General features: G+C 75.0%; 15 protein-coding genes. 5 read left to right on the forward strand and 10 right to left on the reverse strand.

Annotated elements, in window-relative coordinates:
* The 3 genes from BLW14_RS15190 to BLW14_RS15200 are packed head-to-tail and all read left to right on the forward strand — an operon-like array spanning nt 1 to nt 6,334.
* Nucleotides 1–2,490, forward strand: coding sequence for an AfsR/SARP family transcriptional regulator (locus BLW14_RS15190; RefSeq protein ID WP_093707821.1), 2,490 nt, complete (start codon nt 1–3; stop codon nt 2,488–2,490).
* Entirely contained in the window at nt 2,481–4,649 is a 2,169-nt protein-coding gene (locus tag BLW14_RS15195) for an ATP-binding protein (protein ID WP_093707822.1), read from the forward strand. The genes BLW14_RS15190 and BLW14_RS15195 overlap by 10 nt, the downstream gene beginning before the upstream one ends.
* The gene (locus BLW14_RS15200) at nt 4,646–6,334 is read left to right on the forward strand and encodes an AMP-binding protein (RefSeq protein ID WP_093707823.1); all 1,689 of its coding nucleotides are present in this window, start codon (nt 4,646–4,648) and stop codon (nt 6,332–6,334) included. The genes BLW14_RS15195 and BLW14_RS15200 overlap by 4 nt, the downstream gene beginning before the upstream one ends.
* 90 nt (nt 6,335–6,424) lie before the next feature.
* Here the strand turns inward: BLW14_RS15200 and BLW14_RS15205 are convergent, their stop codons facing one another.
* The 3 genes from BLW14_RS15205 to BLW14_RS15215 form a co-directional block, all read right to left on the reverse strand.
* Nucleotides 6,425–7,384, reverse strand: coding sequence for a polyprenyl synthetase family protein (locus BLW14_RS15205; protein WP_256332792.1), 960 nt, complete (start codon nt 7,382–7,384; stop codon nt 6,425–6,427).
* Between the two features lie 176 nt (nt 7,385–7,560).
* Nucleotides 7,561–10,263, reverse strand: coding sequence for a helix-turn-helix transcriptional regulator (locus BLW14_RS15210; protein WP_093710736.1), 2,703 nt, complete (start codon nt 10,261–10,263; stop codon nt 7,561–7,563).
* A gap of 146 nt (nt 10,264–10,409) precedes the next feature.
* Nucleotides 10,410–11,237, reverse strand: coding sequence for a metallophosphoesterase family protein (locus BLW14_RS15215; protein WP_093707824.1), 828 nt, complete (start codon nt 11,235–11,237; stop codon nt 10,410–10,412).
* A gap of 304 nt (nt 11,238–11,541) precedes the next feature.
* On the opposite strand from BLW14_RS15215, the gene BLW14_RS15220 reads away from it, so the two are divergent.
* Nucleotides 11,542–12,261, forward strand: a complete 720-nt coding sequence (locus BLW14_RS15220) for a 4'-phosphopantetheinyl transferase family protein (RefSeq protein WP_093707825.1) — start codon at nt 11,542–11,544, stop codon at nt 12,259–12,261.
* Nucleotides 12,262–12,294: 33 nt separating this feature from the next.
* Here BLW14_RS15220 and BLW14_RS34500 read toward each other — a convergent pair whose 3' ends face one another.
* On the reverse strand, nt 12,295–12,456 hold the full coding sequence (locus tag BLW14_RS34500) for a hypothetical protein (RefSeq protein WP_177153846.1): 162 nt from the start codon (nt 12,454–12,456) through the stop codon (nt 12,295–12,297).
* Between the two features lie 273 nt (nt 12,457–12,729).
* Here BLW14_RS34500 and BLW14_RS15230 point away from each other — a divergent pair, with 273 nt between their 5' ends.
* The gene (locus BLW14_RS15230) at nt 12,730–13,722 is read left to right on the forward strand and encodes a LuxR C-terminal-related transcriptional regulator (protein ID WP_256332794.1); all 993 of its coding nucleotides are present in this window, start codon (nt 12,730–12,732) and stop codon (nt 13,720–13,722) included.
* A 24-nt stretch (nt 13,723–13,746) separates the two neighbouring features.
* Here BLW14_RS15230 and BLW14_RS15235 read toward each other — a convergent pair whose 3' ends face one another.
* Genes BLW14_RS15235 through BLW14_RS15260 form a run of 6 tightly spaced genes read right to left on the reverse strand, consistent with a single transcriptional unit; the run spans nt 13,747 to nt 21,120 of the window.
* A complete protein-coding gene (locus tag BLW14_RS15235; protein ID WP_093707828.1) occupies nt 13,747–14,613 on the reverse strand; it encodes a 4'-phosphopantetheinyl transferase family protein in 867 nt (288 codons plus the stop codon).
* Nucleotides 14,610–14,855 (reverse strand): phosphopantetheine-binding protein, encoded by a 246-nt coding sequence (locus BLW14_RS15240; protein ID WP_093707829.1) that lies wholly within the window; start codon nt 14,853–14,855, stop codon nt 14,610–14,612. The genes BLW14_RS15235 and BLW14_RS15240 overlap by 4 nt, the downstream gene beginning before the upstream one ends.
* A complete protein-coding gene (locus BLW14_RS15245; protein ID WP_093710737.1) occupies nt 14,852–16,741 on the reverse strand; it encodes an HAD-IIIC family phosphatase in 1,890 nt (629 codons plus the stop codon). The genes BLW14_RS15240 and BLW14_RS15245 overlap by 4 nt, the downstream gene beginning before the upstream one ends.
* Before the next feature lie 7 nt (nt 16,742–16,748).
* Nucleotides 16,749–17,762, reverse strand: coding sequence for a 3-oxoacyl-ACP synthase III family protein (locus tag BLW14_RS15250; RefSeq protein WP_093707830.1), 1,014 nt, complete (start codon nt 17,760–17,762; stop codon nt 16,749–16,751).
* Entirely contained in the window at nt 17,759–20,800 is a 3,042-nt protein-coding gene (locus tag BLW14_RS15255; RefSeq protein WP_093707831.1) for a type I polyketide synthase, read from the reverse strand. The genes BLW14_RS15250 and BLW14_RS15255 overlap by 4 nt, the downstream gene beginning before the upstream one ends.
* On the reverse strand, nt 20,800–21,120 hold the full coding sequence (locus BLW14_RS15260; RefSeq protein WP_093707832.1) for an acyl carrier protein: 321 nt from the start codon (nt 21,118–21,120) through the stop codon (nt 20,800–20,802). The genes BLW14_RS15255 and BLW14_RS15260 overlap by 1 nt, the downstream gene beginning before the upstream one ends.
* Nucleotides 21,121–21,133 lie beyond the last annotated feature (13 nt).

Below are 21,133 nucleotides of genomic sequence, written 5' to 3' on the forward strand. Positions count from 1 at the left end.
ATGAACGCGGTGCGTTTCGGCATCCTGGGCCCCCTGGAGGTCAGCGGCGGCGCGCCGGCGGCCGCCAAGCTGCGGGGCGTCCTCGGCACCCTGCTCGTCCGCGCGAACGAGGTCGTCTCGGTGGACGCCCTCATCGACGAGCTGTGGCCCGATTCCCCGCCGCGCACCGCCGCCACCACCCTCCAGGTGTACGTGTCCCACCTGCGCAAGGCCCTGCGCACCGCCGACCCGCACGACGACCGGGAGACGCTGCTCACCCGCCGCCCCGGCTACCTCGCGCGGGTCACCCCGGACGAGCTGGACAGCACGGCCTTCATCGGACTGACCCGGCGCGGCCACCAGGCTCTGAGCGACGGGGATTTCGCCGCCGCCGCCGACCTCCAGCGCCGGGCCCTCGCCCTGTGGCGCGGGCCGCTGCTCTCGGACATCCCGCACGGGCCCCTGCTGGAGGGCGCCGCCGTCCGGATGGACGAGGCGCGCACCACGGCACTCGACGAGCGCGTGCGGGCCGAGCTGCACCTCGGCATGCACCGTGAACTCGTCCCAGAACTCCACGAGCTGGCGGCGGAGTTCCCGCTGCGCGAGGAGTTCCACGCGCACCTGATGGTCGCCCTCTACCGATGCGGGCGCCAGGCCGAGGCACTGCGGGTCTTCACACGGCTGCGCCACACGCTGGTCGACGAGCTGGGCATCGAACCGGGGCCCCGGTCCCGCCGGCTCCAGCGGCTCATCCTGGCGGGCGACCCGGTCCTGGCCCGGCCCGAACCGGGTCCCCGCCCGGTGGCCGCCGGCGCGGCCGGCGGGGACACCGCGCTGCCCGGGCCCGACCCGTCGTTCGTGGGGCGTACGGAGGAACTCGCCGCTCTCGAAGCGCTGTTGCGGGGTGCCAAGGCCGGTGACGTCCTCGCCGTGACCGGGATGCCCGGTGCTGGGAAGACGGCTCTGGCGGTCGAGGCCGCGCACCGTTCCGCCGACGCGTTCCCCGGCGGGCTCCGCCTGCTGGACCCGCGCGACGGCGGGCCCCCGCCGCGCCCGGCCCCCGCGCCCGGGACGCTGCTGATCGTGGACGGGGTGGCCTCGGAGGCCGAGGTGCGGCCGCTGCTGCCGCTCGGCTACATCCTGCTGCTCACCGCCCGCCGCGTACCGGCCGGGCTACCGGGACTGCGGACCGTGCTCCTCGGGCCGTGGCGCCCGGAGGAGGCACGGCAGTTGGTGCCGCTGCTGGACGGGCCCGACGGGCGCCGCGTCTCCGTCGAGCAGGCCGAGGCCGTCGCCGAACGGTGCGGGTGGCTGCCGCTCGCCGTGCGCGCCGCCGCCGCGCAGCTCGCCGCCCGGCCGCACTGGACGCCCGCCACGCTCATCGACCGGCTGTACGCGGAGGAGAGCCGGCTCGACGCGCTGCGCACCGGCGACATGGACGTCCGGGCCCGGCTGCTGACCGCGTACGAGGACTGCGACGAGGGGCGGCGCCGGCAGTTCCGGCTGCTGTCCCTGCTGCCGCCGGGCCCTTTCGACGCCGCCCGGGCCGCCGCCGCGCTCGACCTCACCGGTGCGCGCGCCCTCGCCGCGCTCGAAGGGCTGGCCGACGACCGGCTGGTGGAGGCGGACCGGGACGCCTGGCGGCCGGCCGACGACCGGCTGGTGGAGGCGGACCGGGACGCCTGGCGGCTGCCCGAGCTGCTGCGCATCGTCGCCGCCGAACGGCTGGCCGCCGAGGAGGACCCCGCGACCGTCCGGGCCGCCGTGCGGCGCGTGTGCCTGGCGTACCTGCCGGGCGCGGCGGGCCCCCGGCGCGCGACGGCCCCGGACGCACCGGCGCTCGCCCGGCTGGCCGGGACCGCGTACGACGCGGGGCTGTGGGAGCTGACCGTACGCCTGACGGAAGGCCTCGCCGGGTTCGCGCGGCCCGACGCGGTCGCCGAGGAGGCGTCCTACGCGCTGGCCCTGGACGCGGCGCGCCGGTGCGCGGACCGACCGGCCCAGGCCCGGATGCTCCGGCTGCTCGCCGAACTGGCCTGGCGCTACCGGCGCTTCGAGCGCGCCCGCGACCTGCTGGGGCGGGCGCTGGAGCTGGCCCGGGAGTGCGGTGACGAGGAGGAGACCGGGCAGGCGCTCGTGGGTCTGGCCGAACTCCTGCTGGACGGCGGTGCGGCCGACGAGGCGGCGGACCTGCTCGGACCGGCCCTGGCCGCGCCCGCGCACACCAGGGCCCGTTACGAGGCGACGCGGGCGCGGGCGCTGGTGGCCCTGGCCCAGGAGGGCCCGGAGGCGGCCAGGACCTGGTTCACCGAGTGCCTGACGCTGGCGGGCGCGCTGGACGACCCGGGGCTGCGGATGTACGCGCGGCGCTCGCTGCGCGCGCTGGACGCGGACGCCGACGCGCCGGGGGCGGGGTTCGGGGCCGTGGAGATCCGGCCGGGGCTCTGGCGGATTCATCAGGGCGGCCCGTTCGCGCGGTCGTCCACGGCCTGTGGAGAACCATGCCGGTAGTGCTCGGCCCCGACACGGAACTGATCGGCAGGGCCCGCGAGACCGCCGCCCTGCGGGAGCGCCTGCTCTCCCCCGGCGTACGCCTGGTGACCCTCACCGGACGGGCGGGCGTGGGCAAGACCCGGCTCGCCCGGGAGGCGGTACGGGAGCTGGGGGACGCGTTCGCGCGTGTGGAGGTGGTGGACGCGGGGGCGCTGCCCGCGCCCGCCGGTCTCCCCGCCGACGGGCGGGTGCTGCTGGTCCTCGACGGGTGCGACCATGACGCCCGGGGCCCGGCCGCCGACGCGGTCGTCGCGCTGGCCGCCGAGCCGCAGGTCGTCGTACTGGTCACCGCCGTGGAACCGCTCGGGGTGTACGGGGAGCAGCTGCTGCCGCTCGGACCGCTGGCCGTGCCCGGCGAGGGGGACGGGGAGGAGCCGCACTCCGTGGCGTCCGTGGAGCTGTTCGTGCGGCGGGCGCGGGACGCCGACCCGTCGTTCGCGCTGACCCTGGAGAACAGCGCGGCCGTCGCGGAGATCTGCACCCTGCTCGGCGGACTGCCCCTCGCGCTCGAACTCGCCGCCCTGCGCCTGCGGTTGCTGCCGCCGCAGCTGCTGGCGGCCCGGCTGCGCGGGCGTACGACCGTCCTCGCGGGCGGACCCGTGAACGCGCCCGCCCGGCACCGCTCGCTCACCGCGCTCGCCGAGTGGAGCTGCCTGGGCCTGGAACCGGCGGCCCTCGCGCTGCTGGGGCGGCTCGCGGTGTACGAGCCGGGCTTCGGTCTCGCCGCCGCCGGGCTCGACGAGGAGGAGGGGCTCGAACTCCTGATGGACCGGGGGCTGCTCACCGTCATGGGCGAGGAGCGCGGCGAACTGCGGCTCGCGGTCCCCGAGCCCGTACGGTCCCACGTCCGCGCCCGGGCGCCGGAAGGGGCGGCGGACGCGCACGCCGAGCGCTACCGGCGGCTGGTCGCCGCCGCGCTGCCGGGGCTCGCCGGGACCGGGCAGGACCGGCTGCTGCGGGAGGCGGCGGCCGAGAGCGCCAACGTCCTGGCGGCCCTGCGCCACCTGCACGAGCGGGGCGACGGCGAGGCCGCGGCGGCGACGGTGCTGGGCTGCCGCCTGCCGTGGCTGGCGCAGGGCCGGTTGCGGGAGGGCCTGGAGTGGTGCGACGCGGTCGCCGACGCCGGACCGCTCCCGGAGGCGTCACGGGCCCGGCTCGCCGACGTGTCCGGGGTGTTCGCGCTGGCCCTGGGCGACCCGCAGGAGGCCGTGCGCCGCCACCGGCGCGCCCTCGCCCTGGGCAAGAGCGTCGGCGACCGCCGGCAGAACGCCCTCGCCTCGCTCCGGCTCGGCACCGCCCTCCTCAGGTCCGGCGACGCGGCGGGGGCCCGCAGCGTGCTCGTCACCGCGCACAGCGCGCTGTCCACGATGGGCGTCACCGGGGGCACCGCCGAGGCGGCGGTCTCGCTCGCCGCCGCCCTGCACGCCGAGGGCGACCGGCGCAAGGCACGGGACATGCTGCTCAGGGCCGAGGAGACGTTCCGCCGCAGCCGCGACGGACGCGGGCTCGCCGGAGCGCTGCGGGCGCTGGCCGCGCTGGACCTGGAGGGCGACGAGCCGGAACCGGCGGAGACCGCGCTCAGGGAGGCCCTGCGGCTGTACGAGGCGATCGACGAGCGCACGGAACTCCCCGGCCTGCTGGAGGAGTTCGCGCTGCTGCTGCTCCGCTCGCAGCCCGCGCAGCGCCCGCGCGCGGTCCGGCTGCTCGCGGCGGCCGACGTGCTGCGGCAGCGGACCGGCGCCGAGGTCCCGCAGGAGTGGCGCTCGCAGGCCGAGCGGGCCCGTACGGAGCTGGGTGCCCGGCTCGACTGGCCCGACTTCGCGACCGCCTGGGCGGAGGGCGTGCGGATGTCCGCGGCCACGGCGGTGGCAGAGGCGCTGTCCTCGCCGGCGCCGTCGCGCCGCACGGTCGCCGGGGCGGCGGCCGAGGCGCAATCGCTCACCCCGCGCCAGGCACAGGTCGCGCTCCTGGTCGCCGAGGGGCTCACCAACCGGCACATCGCGGCCCGGCTCGACATCTCCGAGTGGACAGTCGTCAACCACGTCCGCCAGGTGATGCGGCGGCTCGGGTGCACCTCGCGGGTGCAGGTCGCGGGGGCGGTGGGGCGGTGGGGATGACCCGGGGCACCGGCACGGCCGAGCGCCGCCTCCTGGAGCTGACCGCGCCCGACGAGGTCGTCCGGCGGTTCCGGGCGGCCGGGTGGTGGCGGGAGGAGACATTCCTGGACGACCTGAACCGCACGGCCGCCGGTGCGCCGCAGCGGCCCGCGATCGTCGCGGAGCGCATGCTGCGACCGGAAGGCGAACGCCGGATCACCCTCACCTACGGACAACTCGTTCTGTACGTCGACCGGTTCGCGGCGGCCCTGGCCTCGCTCGGGGTCGCTCCGGGCGATCCGGTCGCCTACCAGCTGCCGAACTGGTGGGAGACGGCCGCGCTCACCCTCGCCTGCTGGCGGGCCGGGGCGGTCGCGGTGCCCGTGCTGCCGACCGTGCGTGCCCACGGGCTGCGGCACATCCTGGACGGCACCCGGGCCCGGGTCTGCGTGGTCCCGGACGCCTGGGAGGGCTTCCCGCACGCCGAGGCGCTGGCCGACCTCGCGCCGGGGCTGCCGTGGCTGCGCCACCGCGTGGTGGTGGGGGACGCGGCGGCGACCGGGGCCGTCGACTTCGCCGCGCACTTCGTCCGCACCCCGCACGAGCGGACCGCGGCGGGCCGCCGCCTCGCCCCGCTGCCGGGGCGCGCGGACCGGCCGGCGCTGCTGATCAGCGTGATGGGGCTGCGCGACGCGTACACCTCGGTGGTGCACTCCCCCGACACGCTGTACGCCAACGTCTCGACCCAGCACCACCCCGAAGGCCCGGGGCGGCGGCCCGGGGAGGTCTTCCTGTCCACCCTCCCGCTGACCTCGCTGGCCTCGCTGATCTACACCGTGTGCTGGCCGCTCGCGGTCGGCGGCACCGGCGTCTGGCAGGACGTGTGGGACCCGGGCAGGTGCCTGGACCTGATGGCGTACGCGGGTGTCGACCAGGTGTACGCGGAGCCCGCCTACTTCGCGGAACTGCTGACCACCCAGCGGCAGCGGCCCCGGAGCCTGGAGCGGCTGCGGCTCGTCCTGTCCGGCGGGCGCACCAGCACCCCGGAGCCGCTGGCGGACGAACTGCGCGAGGTGTTCGGGGTGCCGGTGCTCTCCGCGTGGGGGGCGCCCGAGCTGGGCATGGGCGCGCTGTCGGCGGCGGCCGGCGAGTCACGGCTGCTGAGGGGCCTGGAGGTGCCGGCCGAGGACGGTACGGGCCCCGCCCCGCTCCGGGTGCGCGGGCCGTCGGTGGCCCTGGCGACCTGGCGGCACGGGGAGGCGGTGCCCGTCTCGACCTGGGAGGACGGGGACGGCTGGCTGGACACCGGCGACCTCGCGACGACGGACGCCGGGGGCTCCATCCGGGTCCGGGCCCGGGCAGGCACCCGCACCGGGGCGATCTTCATGGTCCCGGTCGCGGAGGTGGAGGAGGCCCTGCTCACCCACCCCAGGGTCGGCGAGGCGGCCGTGGTCGCCTACACCGACCCGGAACACGGCGAGCTGCCGTGCGCAGTGGTGGTCCCGGTCGCGTGGGACCGGCCGCCCGGCCCCGCCGAACTCCGCGAACACCTCACCGCGCGGGGCGTCGCCGAGGCGTTCCTGCCCACCCGCCTGGAGGTCGTGGGTGCCCTCCCCCGCGACGAGGACGGCCGCCTGCGCCGGGCGGCGCTGCGCGCGTGGCTGCTGCGGGGGCGGCCGGGGAGCCCTCGGCCGGCGCCGGTGTAGGGGGCACGTGGGGCTCGTACGGCCGGCACGCCTCCGCCGGGCTGCGCTCGCGTGGCGCGTCCGTCGTCCCCGTACAGCCGCGCCCCGTCGTCACTCGCAGCCCGCCACCCTGCGGGCGAACGCCTTCAGTTCCGTGCGCCAGCGCGGGGAGACCGGGGCGGCCGACGCCACCTCGTCGGCGCGGACCAGGAGGCGCGCGATCGTCTCCTCCGCCTTCTCGCGGGCCTGCGCGTCGAAGAAGATGTCCCGCAGGAACTGCGCGTCGCCGTCGAACCCCGGCCCGCCGCGCAGGAAGCCGCGGATCCGCCAGGCCGCGTGCAGGGCGCGCGCGTACTCCTCGTACGGCTCGCGCAGGTCGTCGCGGCCCGCGAGCGCCGCGCCGATCAGCAGGGCATGGCGCAGCCCGTACCAGCCGGCGCCGCAGCCGGCCCCGCAGCCGTCGAGGCACTGGCCGGGCCAGGCGTCGTCGAGGTACTCCGTCGCCTCGGCGGCTTCCGCGTGCGCGCCGATGGTGCGTTCCGTGCGCAGGGCGTCCCACAACTCCCGAGCGACCAGCGGGAGACGGGCGGCGATGCGGTCCCCGTAGGCCGTGGCGAGGTCGCCCGCGAGGACGGCGGTGTCCTCGCCGAAGCGGCGGGACTCACCGCGCCAGCCGTTGCGTTCGTGCTCGGCGGCGTGGCTGATGTGCAGGGTGGGGATGCCCCGGCGCAGGGTCGCGTTCTTGCGGACGTCGTCGCGGATCATCAGGCAGGTGTCGAGGAGTTCGAGCGCGGCGCACGCGGACACCACGTCCTCGCCGGCCGGGTCGCCGTCCGCCGCGAGGTATCCGGTGAGGCAGATGACCGGATGGGCCCGCTCGGCCCCGGCCTGGACCAACTCGGCCACACCCGCCACCAGGACCGCGCTGCGCGGATCGGCCGTGCGGCGGCTCCGGGTCTCGTCGGCGAGGAGGCGGGCGAGCCGCTCCTCGACCCGGTCGAGCATGGCGTCGCGCAGCTGTCCGGGGCTCGCCGCGCTTCCCGGCTGACGTTGCGTCGGTGTGGTGGTCATGGCGCCCTCCCTGGTGGGCTACGGCCTCATGACCGACCTTCCAGGCGGTGCCGCCGGCGAACCACTCCGTCTCACATCCAGGGGTATGGACCACTGAATGCGGGGTCCGGCCACAGCAGTTGTCTGCCATGGCCGGCCGGGCCCGGGCACCGGGCTGCTACGACCTTGCCATGCCGTCAGATGAACTCGGCGACCCCCAGGTGGAAGTCGACGGGGAGCGCCTGGCGGCCGGGGATCTCCAGCTTGCGGTACACGCGGGTGAGGTGCTGCTCCACCGTGCTCACGGTGATGTACAGCTTCTGGGCGATCTCCCGGTTGGTGTGGCCGTGCACGGCAAGCAGGGCGACCCGCTTCTCCGACTCGCTGAGGCTCGCCACCAGGTCGGCGTGCGGGGCATCGGCCGCCGACGCCTCCTGCGGGGCCTCGCCGCTGTGGCCGGGCAGGATCTTCACGCACAGGGCCTGCGCCCCGCACTCCTTCGCCACGTGCCAGGCCCGCCGGTTGACCATGGCGGCCCTGGCCGGCTCGCCCAGGACGCGCAGCACCTGGCCGAAGTCGCTCATGGCGCGGGCCAGTTCGTAGTTGTCGCCGGAGCGGTGCAGGTCGTCCACGGCCTTGGTGAGCATCGCCTGCCGCTCCTTCGGCTCCCGCAGCGAGGCCCGCAGCCGCAGCGTCATCCCGCGCACCCATGGGTCGCCCGCGTCCCGGGTGGTCAGCTGGTCGGCCAGGAAGCGGTCGGCCTGCTGGGTCTCGCCGAGCCTGAGCAGCGCCTCCGCCGCGTCGGCCCGCCACGGCAGGACCCTCGGCCGGTCCAGGCCCCAGCGCTTCATGTGGCGGCCGATGTCCAGGAAGTCGCCGAGCGCCGCGTGGAACCGGCTGGTCGCCAGGGCGTAGTGGCCCCGGGCCCTGAGGTAGGCCAGGCCGTGGACGCTGCCGGTCAGCCGCTCCGGCACGGGCCGGCTGAGCACGGCGGCCGCCGCCTCGGGCTGACCCATGGCGGTCCGGGCCCGCACCAGCGTCGCCATCAGCCCGCACAGCTGGACGCCTCCGCCCCTGGCGGGCACCACGCGCAGGGCGTCCTCGGCCGTGTCCGCGGCGCCGCTCAGGTCGCCGAGGCGCAGCCGGGCCTCGGCGAGGAGGCCGGCGAAGACGGCCTGCCAGCCGGTCGCGCCGCGCTCCGCCGCCTGCCCGGTGAGCGTCTCGCACCACGGCACCGCGCGCTCCGCGCCGTCCAGGAAGAGCAGGGTGCGCAGGGCCTGGACGGCCGGCTCGACCATGCCCTCGGCCAGCGTGGCCCCGCGCAGGAAGAGTTCGGCGGCCTGCGCGGCGGCCACCTCGTCCGCCTCGGCAGGCAGCGCCCACAGGGCGGCCGGGTGGACGGCACCCCGGACCACGCGGCCGAGGTGGTGCCCGGGCGCTCCCGGCGACCGGCGGCCCGCGGCACCCCACTGCGGGAAGGCGGAGAGGCCGTCGAGCGGGTCGTCGCCGGGGATGTCGCCGTGTCTGCGCTCGGCGCCGGGGTGGCGGCCCTCACCGGCGGCGAGCCGTTCCAGCACCTCCGTCGACTCGTCCACGCGGCCCTGCGCGGCCAGCACCCGGGCGAGCGGGCCCAGCGCGCGGGCGTCCAGCTGTCCGGCGGCGACGGCGGCCAGGGGTTCGGTGAGGTGGCGTTCGGCGCCGGCCGGGTCGGTGCGGCCGGTGACGACGGCGAGCCGGACGCCCAGCTCGGCGCGGACGGTGTCGTCCGCGCACGCCTCATGGGCGAGCCCTAGCAGGGCGGTCGCCCTGTCCGGCCCGCCGTCGGCGGCGTGCTGGTCGGCGGCGGCCCGCAGCACGGACAGCGCCCAGTCCTCACCCGTGTGCCGGGCGGCGAGCAGCTGTGCGGCGACGACGGTGTCGGGGGCGCCGGCGGCACGGGTCAGCAGGGCGGCCTCCCGGTGCAGGGCGCGGCGGGTGTCCGGCTCCGTCCGGTCGAGCACGGCGGCCCGGGCGGCCGGGTGGCAGAAGCCGCGCTCCCGGGTGAGCAGCCCCGCGTCCTCCAGGGCGGAGAGCGCGCGGGCGGCGGCCGGTTCGGTGGTGCCGGCGAGGCGGGCGACGTGCGGGACTGCCGCCAGGGGGTCGAGTACGGCGATGGCCTCGGTCAGCGCGGTGGTGGCGGGCCCGCAGCGGTGCAGGCAGGCCAGGACGGCCTGGCCGTAGGCCTCGCCGGGGCGGGTGCCGGGGTCCTGGAGCAGGGCGCGCAGCAGCAGCGGGTTGCCGCCGCTCGCCCGGTGCAGCCGGGCCGTCTCGGCGTCGGTGCGGTCGGGGAGCATGGCCCGGACCGCGTCGGGCGTGAAGCGTTCGAGGCGCAGCCGCGAGAAGTGCGGCAGCCGCAGCAGTTCGGTGCGCAGCAGCGGGTCGTCGCCGTGCTCGTGGACGGACTCGGTGAGGGCGAGGAGCACCTTGGCCTCGCGGGTGCCCCGGGCGAGCTGGAGCAGGTAGCGGCCGGAGAGCTCGTCGACGTGGTGCAGGTCGTCCACGCAGATCACCACGGGCGCGGTGGCGCTCAGCTCGCGTACGGCCGAGGCGAACTGCCGCATGGCACCGACCCGGCCGGCCTCGGCGGGTGACGGAGGCAGCGGCGGGAGTGCGCCGGTCGGGGCGTCGGCGGTCAGCTGGCGCAGCACGCCGAGCGGGTGGCGCCGCTCGTCGGCGGTGGCCATTCCGCGCAGCACCAGGGCGCCGTGTTTCTCGGAATTTACGGCAACGGTCTCCAGGAATTCGCTTTTTCCACAGCCGACCGCCCCTTCGATGAGGAGCAGTCCGGAATTCCCTTCGGCACATCCTTCGATGAGCTTTTCCAGAAGAGACAGTTCTTCGGCGCGACGGAACAACACCATGAGATCCCCCATGCCCATGTTCCGGCTCTCGGTAAAGATACGGGAATGCGAACCGGATACAGGACCGATCGAGCGGCGCTTGAGAAGCAATCGAACTTCAGCATAGGGGCGCGTGCGGCGCGTTCACGGTGGCCGGAACCTGCCAGTCAGCTATCCCCGGGGACGGCCGGAAAGATGCGCCGGGGCGCCACCCCTGTCTGCCCCCGTTGCCGCCGCTCCCTCGGGTAGCCGACGGAGACCTCCTCGAAGCGCACACCGTCGTACCACGTGGTGCGCGGGATGTGGAGGTGCCCGTACACGACGGCGGCGGCGCGGAAGCGCGTGTGCCAGTCGGCAGTCAGTTCGGTGCCGCACCACTGGGCGAACTCGGGGTGGCGCAGGATGCGGGTGGGCGTACGGACCAGCGGGAAATGGTTGACCAGCACGGTGCGAAGTTCGGGGTCGCAGGCGGCCAGGCGCTGTTCGGTGGCGGCGACCCGGGCCCGGCACCAGGCCTGGCGGGAGGGGTAGGGATCGGGGTGCAGCATGAACTCGTCGGTGCACACCACACCGGCCTCGTACGCCTGCTCCAGCGCCTGTTCCCGGGTGGCGGCGGTGGGCGTGCGGAAGGTGTAGTCGTACAGCAGGAAGAGGGGGGCCACGACCAGCGGGCCGCCCGGCCCGGACCAGACCGGGTACGGGTCCTCCGGGGTGTGCACTCCGTACGAGCGGCAGATTTCGACCAATCTTCGGTACCGAGCGTCTCCACGCAACGACACAGGATCATCGCGAAGGGTCCACAGATCATGGTTTCCCGGCGCCCAGATGACGGTGGCATAGCGGCGGGTGAGCAAATCGAGCACCCAGCTCAGATCGTCGGGTGACTCGCCGACGTCACCGGCGACGATGAGCCAGTCGGCGGGGCTGTCGGGATACAGCTCCTCGACGATCCGGCGGTTCTCCGGGAATGCGACATGGAGGTCGCTGATGCCCATGAGGTTTCCGTGCGCCATTCCCCCAGGCTGGCCGGAGCGGCCCGGCCGCGAACACCCCTCTAGAACCCCTCAGTTGACGGTGCGTGACCGAACTGTGTAGCAGGGGCATGGCAAGGGCGGTGCCGGGCGGTGACAGACCGGCGGCGGACGGGGCCGGCGGGGCGGGCCGGATGGCAGCGGGCTGGCAGGAATGGCGGAGTGAGAGGGCCGGTCCGCCCGCGCGGAGGCGGCTTCGCTGGCCGGCGCGGGGCGGCGGCGGGAGCGTGGGAAGCGTCCACCCGACGCCCCGACCTGAAGGACTGCCGTGCTCACCAAGCTCCTGCCTTCGACCGTCGCCACCGCCGAGGCCACCGCCGACCCGGCCGGTGTGTTCCTCTTCCCGGAGGAGGAGTCCCTGATCAGCAACGCCGTCCCGAAGCGCCGCCTGGAGTTCGCCACCGTGCGGTGGTGCGCCCGGCGGGCCATGGGGGCGCTCGGGGTGGCACCGGCCGCCGTGCTGCCGGGCCGGCGCGGGGTGCCGCAGTGGGCGCCCTCGGTCGTGGGCTCGATGACGCACTGCGCGGGGTTCCGGGGCGTGGCGCTCGCCCGCAGGGAGGACTTCCTGTCGGTCGGGATCGACGCCGAACCCAACGCCCCGCTGCGGCCGGGCGTGCTGGAGTCGATCGCGCTGCCGCAGGAGCTGCGCCGGACGCGTGAACTGGCGTGGGCGGTGCCCGAAGTCGCCTGGGACCGGCTGCTGTTCTCCATCAAGGAGGCGGTGTACAAGACGTGGTTCCCGCTCACCGGCCAGGAACTCGACTTCACCGACGCGCTGGTGAGCGTCGACGCGGCGCAGGAGACGTTCACCGCCCGGCTGCTGCCGGACCCGGCCGGACTGTCCCCGGCGGGGCCCACCTCGTTCAGCGGGCGCTGGTCCGCTCGGGACGGGGTGCTGCTGAGCGCCATCGCCGTGCCCGCCCGCAGGCCGGCCGGGGCCGCACACGGAGATGCTCCCCGCATGTGCGCTGCGGGGAGCATTCGCTGAGCCTCGTTTCTTGGGCCCCGGGCGGCCCGATGGTCAGTTCAGAGGGCCCCAGCGGTCGTCGTCCGGGTGCTCGCCCCCCGTCGGCCCGGGGCTCACGGGCGCCGTACCCGCCGCGCTGACCGCGCTGTGGCTGGGCATCGCCTGCGAGAGCCCCAGCATGAACTGCCCCCCGATAACGGCCAGAAGTACACCCATCAGCAAAGTCAAGCGAACCAAAGATTCTTTACCATAACTTGCCATTGCGACTCCCCCTAGGTCAATGAATGAGCCTTACCTCCGGCTACTGCGTCACCCGAAACCTCCGGCTCGGGAGCTCTCCGGCGACGGGAAAAGAATCTCGGACGCCGATCATTCGCGCCAAGGGCCCCACGTTGGCGTAAAGTTACGTGGCAGCAATTACACCGACCAGTGGGGGCTGGCGTGTTCCAAGGGGAGTACGCGGATTCGGGCTTCGCCGAACTGGATGACGTGAGCGCTGCGGCATACGGGATCGCCGTCGAGTGCGGCCGGTTCGACCGGGAACGGATTGCCAAGGACCTGTCGCTCACCCACGACGAGGTCGCCCGGGTCGAGAGCGTGCTGGTCGGTGTCCGCCTGCTCCAGTCGGTGCCCGGTCACTCGCACCAACTGACCCCCGTCACGCCCGACGCGGCCGCCGCCTCCCTGGTGGGCCCCGCCGAGCGGCAGATCCGCGACCTCCAGCAGGCCGTCACGGACGTCCGGGCCCAGCTGATGTCGCTGACCCCCCTGTACTTCGAGGGCCGGCGGCTGCGCAACCATCTGGAAGCCATCGACATCATCAGCGACCCCGCCCGCATCCAGGCACTCCTGGACCACCTCGGGCAGACCTGCAAGCACGAGCTGATCACCGTCCAGCCCGGCGGCGCGCGCCCGGCGGACATGCTCGACGACGCCAGGGCCAGCGCCCTGTCCATCCTGTCGCGCGGGGTGCACATCCGGACCATCTACCAGCACACCGCGCGCAACGACCTGCCCACCCGCTCCTACGTCCGTGACGTCACGCTGGAAGGCGCCGAGATCCGGACCGCCGACGAGGTGATCGACCGGATGATCATCTACGACAAGGAGGTCGCCTTCCTGCCGGCGCGGTCCGCCTGCGAGGGCGGCTTCCCGGGCGCGGCCGTCGTCCGCGAGCCCACGCTCGTGGCGTTCCTCTGCTCCGTCTTCGAGTACCTGTGGGAGGGCGCGACCCCGTACGTCGTGGAGTCGCAGCGCCCCCCGTCCTCGACCGACGAGCTGAAGTGGTCGATCATCCGGCTGATGACCAAGGGCTACAAGGACGAGATGGTCGCCCGCAGGCTCGGCATGTCCGTGCGCACCTGCCGGCGCCACATCGCGGAGATAACCGAGCAGTTGGAGGCCACCAGCCGCTTCCAGGCGGGCTACAACGCCGCCCGTCAGGAGATGCTCGCCGGCGAGACGGCCACGAAGCCGCACTGACCGGGGGCACCGCCTCACGCTCCCTCACCCACCGGTGCCCCCGCTCTCCTCCTCGTCCAGCGCCTCCGTGATCGCGTCCACGCAGTCCTGGTCGAGCATCGTCGTGACATGGGCGTCCTGGAGCTTGCCGAACCCCGCGTCGTACACCGCCGCGCTGACCACGTAGCCGTCCTCGAGGGCGAAGGTGCGGAAGGTCCACTCCTCGCCGGTGCCCGGGGTGCCGTCGGGCCGCTGCACCCGCACCGGGCGGCCGTCCGGGCCGAAGCCGAATTCGGTGAAGCGGAACTGCATGCCCTGCCCGATCGCCTTGGAGTACGCCTCCTTCAGCGTCCACAGCCGCACCAGCGCGCCGTTGCGCTCCTTCTCCGGCATCCCGGACAGCAGCACCGCCTCGTACGGCGTGCAGATGTGCCGGACGAGCCCGCCGCCGTACATGTCGCGGTCGGCCCGCTCGGCGTCGACACCGATCAGCCCGCAGGTGGTCAGCCCCACGAGCAGCAGGTCCTCGGTGTGGCTGAGGCTGATGTCGATCTGGTCGCAGCCGCGCAGGTACGGGCGCCCGGTCGGCCCGTACGCCAGCTCCAGGTCGGCCGGATCACTGGCGAGCACCGCCCCCGCCGCGTGCTTGAGCAGCATCCGGGAGGCCACGTACCGGTTGCGCACGTCGGCGTGGGTCAGGTCCAGGTAGCGCGTCCAGTCCCGGCCGAGGAGCTCGCGCAGGTCGTCGCCCGAGGGCACGGCGGGCTCCAGGTCCTTCAGCCAGGCGTAGGCCAGGGCGCTGCCGTGGGCGGCGAGGTCTTCCCCGACCCTGCTCCACGAGTCACCCCCGGGAACCACGGCGACGGGCTCACCGAGCGGTGAGCCGAGCGTGACGCTGCCCGGGGCGGTCATCCGTACTCCTTAACGAGGGTGTGAATGTCCCGGAGGCTCTGCGCCTCCAGCAGACGGTGCACCGGTACGCGGTGGCCGGACTCCTCCAGGAGCACCACCAGCCGGAGCAGGTTCAGCGAGTCCCAGCCGGGCACCTCGGTGAGGGCGAGGTCGGCACCAGCGGGGTGTTCCACGTCCAGGCCCAGGTCGTCGCCCACGATCCGCAGGAACGCGTCGAGGCCCGTCAGGTCGGCGGCGCTCATCGGGGTGCCTTTCCGGACTCGGTGACACAAATGTGGCCGGGGATCCCCGGCAGAACCGTCAGATCGTGGCGGTACCCCGAAGCCCCGTCTCCGTGCTCCCCGGACCCGGGCAGGCGGCGGACGGCGAACCCACAGGACGGATAGAGGTCCCCGGCCCGGTGATTGCGGGCGGTGGGTACGTAGCGGGCGTCGACGGTGTGCAGTCCGAGACGCCGGGCTCTACTCAACAGTACGGCGACAAAAGCGCGTTCGACGCCCCGCCCGAGCACCCTGCAACTGAGCCACAAGTTCTCCAGCCGCCACTGCCCGGGCGACCGGCCGATCAGCACCGCGCCGACCAGCCCGTTGTCCCCGAACCGGTCGGCGGTACGGGCCACCAGAACCTCCCGCTCCGGGTCGGCCGCCAGGCCCTTCACGGCCGCCTCGGTGAGACCGCCTCCAGCGAGGTTGAACTGGTTGGTCCGCAGGGTCAGCTGCGAGATCCGGGCCGCCTCGTGCGGACGCGGCGGCCCGACCTCCAGCCGTAAGCCGAGGGCGCGCAGGAACTCCTCGTGCGAGCCCGATCCGGCATGCAGCTCGCGGCGCGCGCGGCGGGCCCGGTACTCGCCGGTCCTGGCCCGGTCCTCGTCGGTCAGGCCGACCGCGTCGAACCAGCCGTCCGCGAGGAGCCGCGCGATGTGCGTCGCGGGCTCGTCGTCGAGCGGCACCACGGCGACCCCGGGCAGGCCGTGGCGCACCTGCGCCCGCTCGGCCGCCGAGTCGTCCGCGAAGACCAGGGCGTCGGTGGACAGGTCCAGCTGCCCGGCGATGTCGGCGAGGTTGCCGTCCTTCGGCTCCCAGTTGGCGTTGACCGCCGCGAAGTCCCGTTCGCGCAGCACCAGATCGGGGTGGTCCGCCAGCACCCGGGCCACCTCCGCCGCGTCGTTCTTGCTGCTCACCGCGAGCAGGACCCCCTGGGAGGCGAGCTGCTTGACGCAGGTCTGGAAGGCGCCGAACGCCTCCCCGCGCAGGGTTCCCGCGGCGGCGATGCCGTCGGGCCCCTCCTCCGCGAGCACCCCGTCCCACAGCGTCCGGTCGAGGTCGAGCACCAGGCACTTGCGGGTGGCGCCGCGCAGGGCACGCGCCAGGTGGGCGACCTCCCTGGCGTACCCGGCCAGCAGCCCGGCGCCGAGCCGGACCTTGGCGTATCGGGCCAGGCGGGCGTCGGTGACCGGGCCGCCGTCGGCCGTGAGCGGGTCCAGGTCGATGACCACCAGGGCCGGTGACCGCTCGGTGAGCCGCAGCAGCCGGGCGTTGAACTCCCGCCACACCGCCCCGAGCCGGGCCCGGGACCGGTGGTCGATGAGCTGCCTGCTGTACGTGAGGGGCAGCGGCAGGGTGTTGAGGACGAGGGTGCCCGGCGCGGCGTCGGCCAGTGCGGCGCACCGGTCCAGCACCTCGCAGGCGGCCGCCTCGACGTCCTCGGGCCGCCACACCCCGGGGACCTGCTCGAACACCGTCTCGGCGTCCAGCAGGCACAGGGTGAGGTCGGGGGCGGCGGCGTGCAGCTCGCTCGTGGGGTCGGTCAGGTCGCGCAGATACGTGCCGTGCTCGCCGAGGACGGGGCGCAGGAGCAGCCCGTGGCGGGCGAGTTCGCCCCGGAGCGGGTCGAGGACCTGGCCGACCGTGGACTGGCCGGTGACGGCGACCGTGACGACCGGGGTCGCCGGGTGGTGGCTCAGCACGGCCTCGGGGTCGAGGCCGCCGAGGAGCCGGCCGGCCGCGGCGGTGTCGGCCCGGGCGCCGCCTGGCTCCTCCTCGGCGAGGGCGGCGGCCACCTGGTCGTACGCCTTCTCCAGGAGCCCGCGTTTTCGCAGCTCGCGGAGGTGGTCGATCCCCGTGCTCATCGCCACCTCACACCTTCTCCAGGGCGAACCCGGCCCGGATCCACCGGCTGGACTCGACGCACAGGCCGAGCGCCCGGTCGCCGTCGGCGAGTTCGGGCACCAGCCGGTCGAGCTGGAGGAACGGCAGGGCGTTTCCGGTGTTGCCGGTATCGGCGACGCAGGAGACCTCGCGGGCGGCGCAGTCGGGCAGCCGCTCCACGATCCGGGCGGTCATCCGCTCGGAGAGCTGCGGCGGCAGCAGGAACCCGATGTCATCCAGGCTCCAGCCGAGGCCGCCGAGCAGGTCCCAGAGGATCTCCGAGGCGATCGGCGGCACGTGCTCCTCGATCGCCTTGTAGTCCTCGGCGAGCATCGGCCGGTCGGAGTCGCGGTCGGTGGTGCCGTACCAGTCGAGGAGCTGGCCGGGCTGTCGGCCGCGTCCGGTCCAGGAGTTGAGCACCGAGCGCACGGCGATCCGCTCGCCCTCCGGCTCGGCGGTGAGGACGGCCGCGCCGGCTCCGTCCCCGAACAGGACGTAGTTGACCAGCTCGTTGGTGGGGATCTTCGCGGCGTCCTGCCGGGGCGACAGGAAGCGGTACGTGACGTCGCCGCCGATGACGAGCCCGGCGTGCCGCCCGCCCGCGATCAGGCTGCGGCCCAGGTCGAGCGCCTGCACGGCCCCGGAGCAGCCGGCCTGGATCTGGTAGACGGGCAGATGGTCGAGGCCCAGCCGGTCGGCGACCTCGGTGGCGGTGGTGGGCAGGAGCGTGTCCGGGGTCGCGGTCGCGAGCACCAGGAACTCGATGTCCGCGAGGCCGAGCCCCGACGCCCGTACGGCCTGGGCGGCGGCCTCGGCGCACAGGTCGGCCAGCGAGCCGTGCACCTCGCCGGTGGCCGGATCCCAGCCGAAGTAGCGGGTCCGGGTGCCGACGAAGAGGTCGATCCACTCCTTGCTCGCCCCGAGCATCTTGGCCAGCGTGGTGTTGTCGACCGGGTCGCCGGGCAGTGCCGTGCCGGTCGCGGCGATATGGACGTCGGTCATGCCGACCTCGCCATGATCACGCCGTCCAGGAACTCGGCCAGCGAACCGACCGAGCGCAGTGCGGGCAGCATCTGCTGCACGGATACCTCACCGACTCTCGGGAGCCGGGCCTCGACCCGGTTCTTGAGCTGCATGATCATCACCGAGTCGAAGCCCAGGTCCTCGTGGAAGCGGGCCTCGCGCACCACGCGCTCCGTGGGGTAGCCGCCGACCTCGGTGACGGCTTCCACGACGGCGACGAGCACCGGGTCGCCGCTCCCGGCCCCGTTACTCTCTGTTTCACGTGAAACAACGGGGCGCGGTGGTTCCTCGGGGCGTGGCGTCTCCTCGGGGCGTGGCGTCTCCCCGTGGCGTGGCGTCTCCCCGCGGCGTGGCGTCTCCCCGCGGCGCGGTGGATCATCGGTTCGCCGTTCGACCGGCGCCCCGACCGAGGCCGGCGGCCGGTCCCAGTAACGCTGGGCGGACGAGAAGACGTACGGGACGAGCGGTTCGGGCCTCCGGTGCTCCGGTGCGTACAACTGCTCCCAGTCCGGGTCGAGTCCGCAGCGGTACAGCGCCGCAACCGTCTCCGCCAGGTCCCGGCCGGTGCCCTGGGGCCCGGGCGCGGGGTGCAGGAGTTCGGCACCGCCCAGGCTGCCGGCGCGGGCGGCGATCCGGGTGAGCTGGGGCTGCGGGCCGATCTCGACCAGGTGGGTCGGGGCGATGTCGCGTACGAGGGCACCGAGCGCCGCGTCGAAGAGCACCGGCTCCTCGGCCTGCCCGGCCCAGTACTCCGCGTCCATCGGCTCGTCGCGCAGCATCCGCCCGTACCGGGTCGAGGCCACCGGCAGCGCGGCGGGCGCGCAGTCCACCGGGGCGGTGCGCAGTCCGGCGGCGACCGGGGCCGTCCGGGCGGAGTGGAAGGCGTACGGAGAGGCCAGCTCCCGGGTCCGGATGCCGAGCCCGGTCAGCTCCTTGGCGATCCGGGCCAGGGCGTCCAGCGGACCCGACAGCACGGTGTCGGCGGGCCCGTTGAGCGCGGCGGCCACCACCTCGGGCTCCGTTGCCAGGGCCGGGGCGAGCGTCTCCGGGCCGGCCGAGACGGTGATCATGCCCCCGCCCGGGGGCAGCGCGGCGGTGAGCCGGGCGCGCCGGGCCACGAGGGCGGCGGCCTCGCCGAGCGGGAGGACCCCGGCCGTGACGGCGGCCGCGTACTCGCCGAGGCTGTGGCCGAGCACGGCGGCCGGGGTGACACCCAGCTCCGTGAGGGTCCGGGCCAGCGCGTAGCCGACGGCGAACAGCGCGGGCTGGACCAGCTCGGGCCGGCCGCCCCACTCCTCACCGCCGAGCACCGCCTCGCGCACCGAGGTGCCCAGGTGCGCGGCCAGCGCCTCGTCGGCGGCGTCGAAGTGGCGCCGGTAGGCCGGGGATTCGCGGTACAGGCCCGCCGTCATCGCGGGGTACTCGCTGCCCTGGCCGGTGAAGAGGAACGCCACCACCGGACGCCCCCAGGGCCGGTCGGCGGCGGCCCGCAGCTCGCCCGGCGCGGGGGTGCGCAGCGCGACCGCCCGGCGCAGTCCGTCGACGAGTTCGCCGGTGTCGTGGGCGGTCAGCGCGAAGCGGTGCGGCAGACCGGTCTTGACCCGGTTGCTGCTCCGGCACAGGGCGGCCGCCCCGCCCTTCGGCAGCGCGGCGAGCGCGTCGGCCTGGGCGGCGAGGTTGCGGCACAGCGCCTCCGGGGTGTCGGCGCTGACGGTGAACACCCCGGCCGCACCGGCGTCCGCGCGGGCCCGGGCGGGGACGGCGCGCGGGGACCTGGGGGCGCTCGCGAGGACGGCGTGCGCGTTCGTACCGCCCATGCCGAAGCTGCTGACCCCGGCGATGTTCTCGCCGCGCGGCAGCCGGACCGGGGACTTCAGCAGCCGCAGACCGCGCTCGCCCAGCCGCAGCCGGGAGTTCTCGCGCTCCGCGTAGAGGCTGGCGGGGACGATGCGGTGGTGCAGGGCCAGCGCGGCCTTGATGAACCCGGCGATCCCGGCCGCGGCCTCGGTGTGGCCCAGGTTGCCCTTGACCGAGCCGATCGCGCACGGGGTCTCGCGCGGGACACCGTGCACCGAGCCGAGGGCCGCGCACTCGATGGCGTCCCCGAGCACGGTCCCGGTGCCGTGCGCCTCCACGAACGCGACCTCGGCGGGGCTGACCCCGGCGCGCTTGTAGGCGGCGTTCAGGACACGCTCCTGGGACCAGCGGTTGGGCGCGATCATCCCGTTGCTGCGGCCGTCCTGGTTGACCGCGCTGCCGCGCAGCACGGCGTAGACGCGGTCACCGTCGGCGAGCGCGTCCTCCAGCCGGCGCAGCACGACCAGGCCGACGCCGTCGCTGCGGCCGATCCCGTCCGCCTCGGCGCTGAACGGCTTGCACCGCCCGTCCGCCGCGGCCAGGCCGAGCTGCCCGTAGACCAGGCCCAGCGAGGGCGAGAGCACGATGTTGACCCCGCCCGCGAGCGCGGTGTCGCACTCCCCGGCGAGCAGCGAGTTCGCGGCCAGGTGGACGGCGACCAACGAGGACGAGCAGGCCGTGTCGACGGCGAGGCTCGGGCCGGTGAAGTCGAAGTGGTACGAGATCCGGTTGGCGGCCATGCCCGCGCTGCTCCCGGAACCGAGCAGCGGGGTCACCTGGGCGAGGTCGCTCATCGTGAGCCGCCCCCACTCGCCGCCCATCACGCCGACGAACACCCCGGTCCCGGATCCCGCCAGTCCGCCGGGCGCGCGGCCCGCGTCCTCCAGGGCCCGCCAGGCGCAGGGCAGCAGCAGCCGCTGGTGCGGGTCCATCGCGGCGGCCTCGCGCGGGGTGACCGAGAAGAAGTCGCTGTCGAAGACATCGGCGTCGTCGATGAAACCGCCGCTGTCGCCGACCGCGGGGAAGTCCCGCGCCTCCCAGCGCTGTCCGGGGACGGGCCCGATGCCGGCCCTGCCCCCCACCAGCAGGTCCCAGTACGCCCGCACGCCCGCCGCTCCGGGGAACGCGCAGTCGATACCGACGACGGCGATGTCCCCCATCAGCTCTGGCCCCGCGCGGCGGCCGGGTCCGCCGGGACGTCCGGCAGCACGGCGGTCAGATGGCGGACGAGCGCAGAGACGGTCGGGAAGTCCCAGAGCAGGGTGGGCTCGACCTCCAGGCCGAACTCCTCCTCCAGGTCGCCGCAGAGGCTGAGCGCCGCCACCGAGTCCATGCCGTACTCCGCGAGCGGCACGGCCGGGTCGATCGACTCGGGCGCCCGCCGCAGGTAGAGCGAGAGGCGGGCCGACAGCCACTCGTACACGCCGTCGGCCTTCGCGGTGTCGGCGGCAAGGGCGTGCCGGCCGGTGGGGATGGTCATGGCGGACTCCTTC

It is taken from the genome of Streptomyces sp. 2131.1 (assembly GCF_900105515.1).
GTDB classification, from domain to species: Bacteria; Actinomycetota; Actinomycetes; order Streptomycetales; family Streptomycetaceae; genus Streptomyces; species Streptomyces drozdowiczii.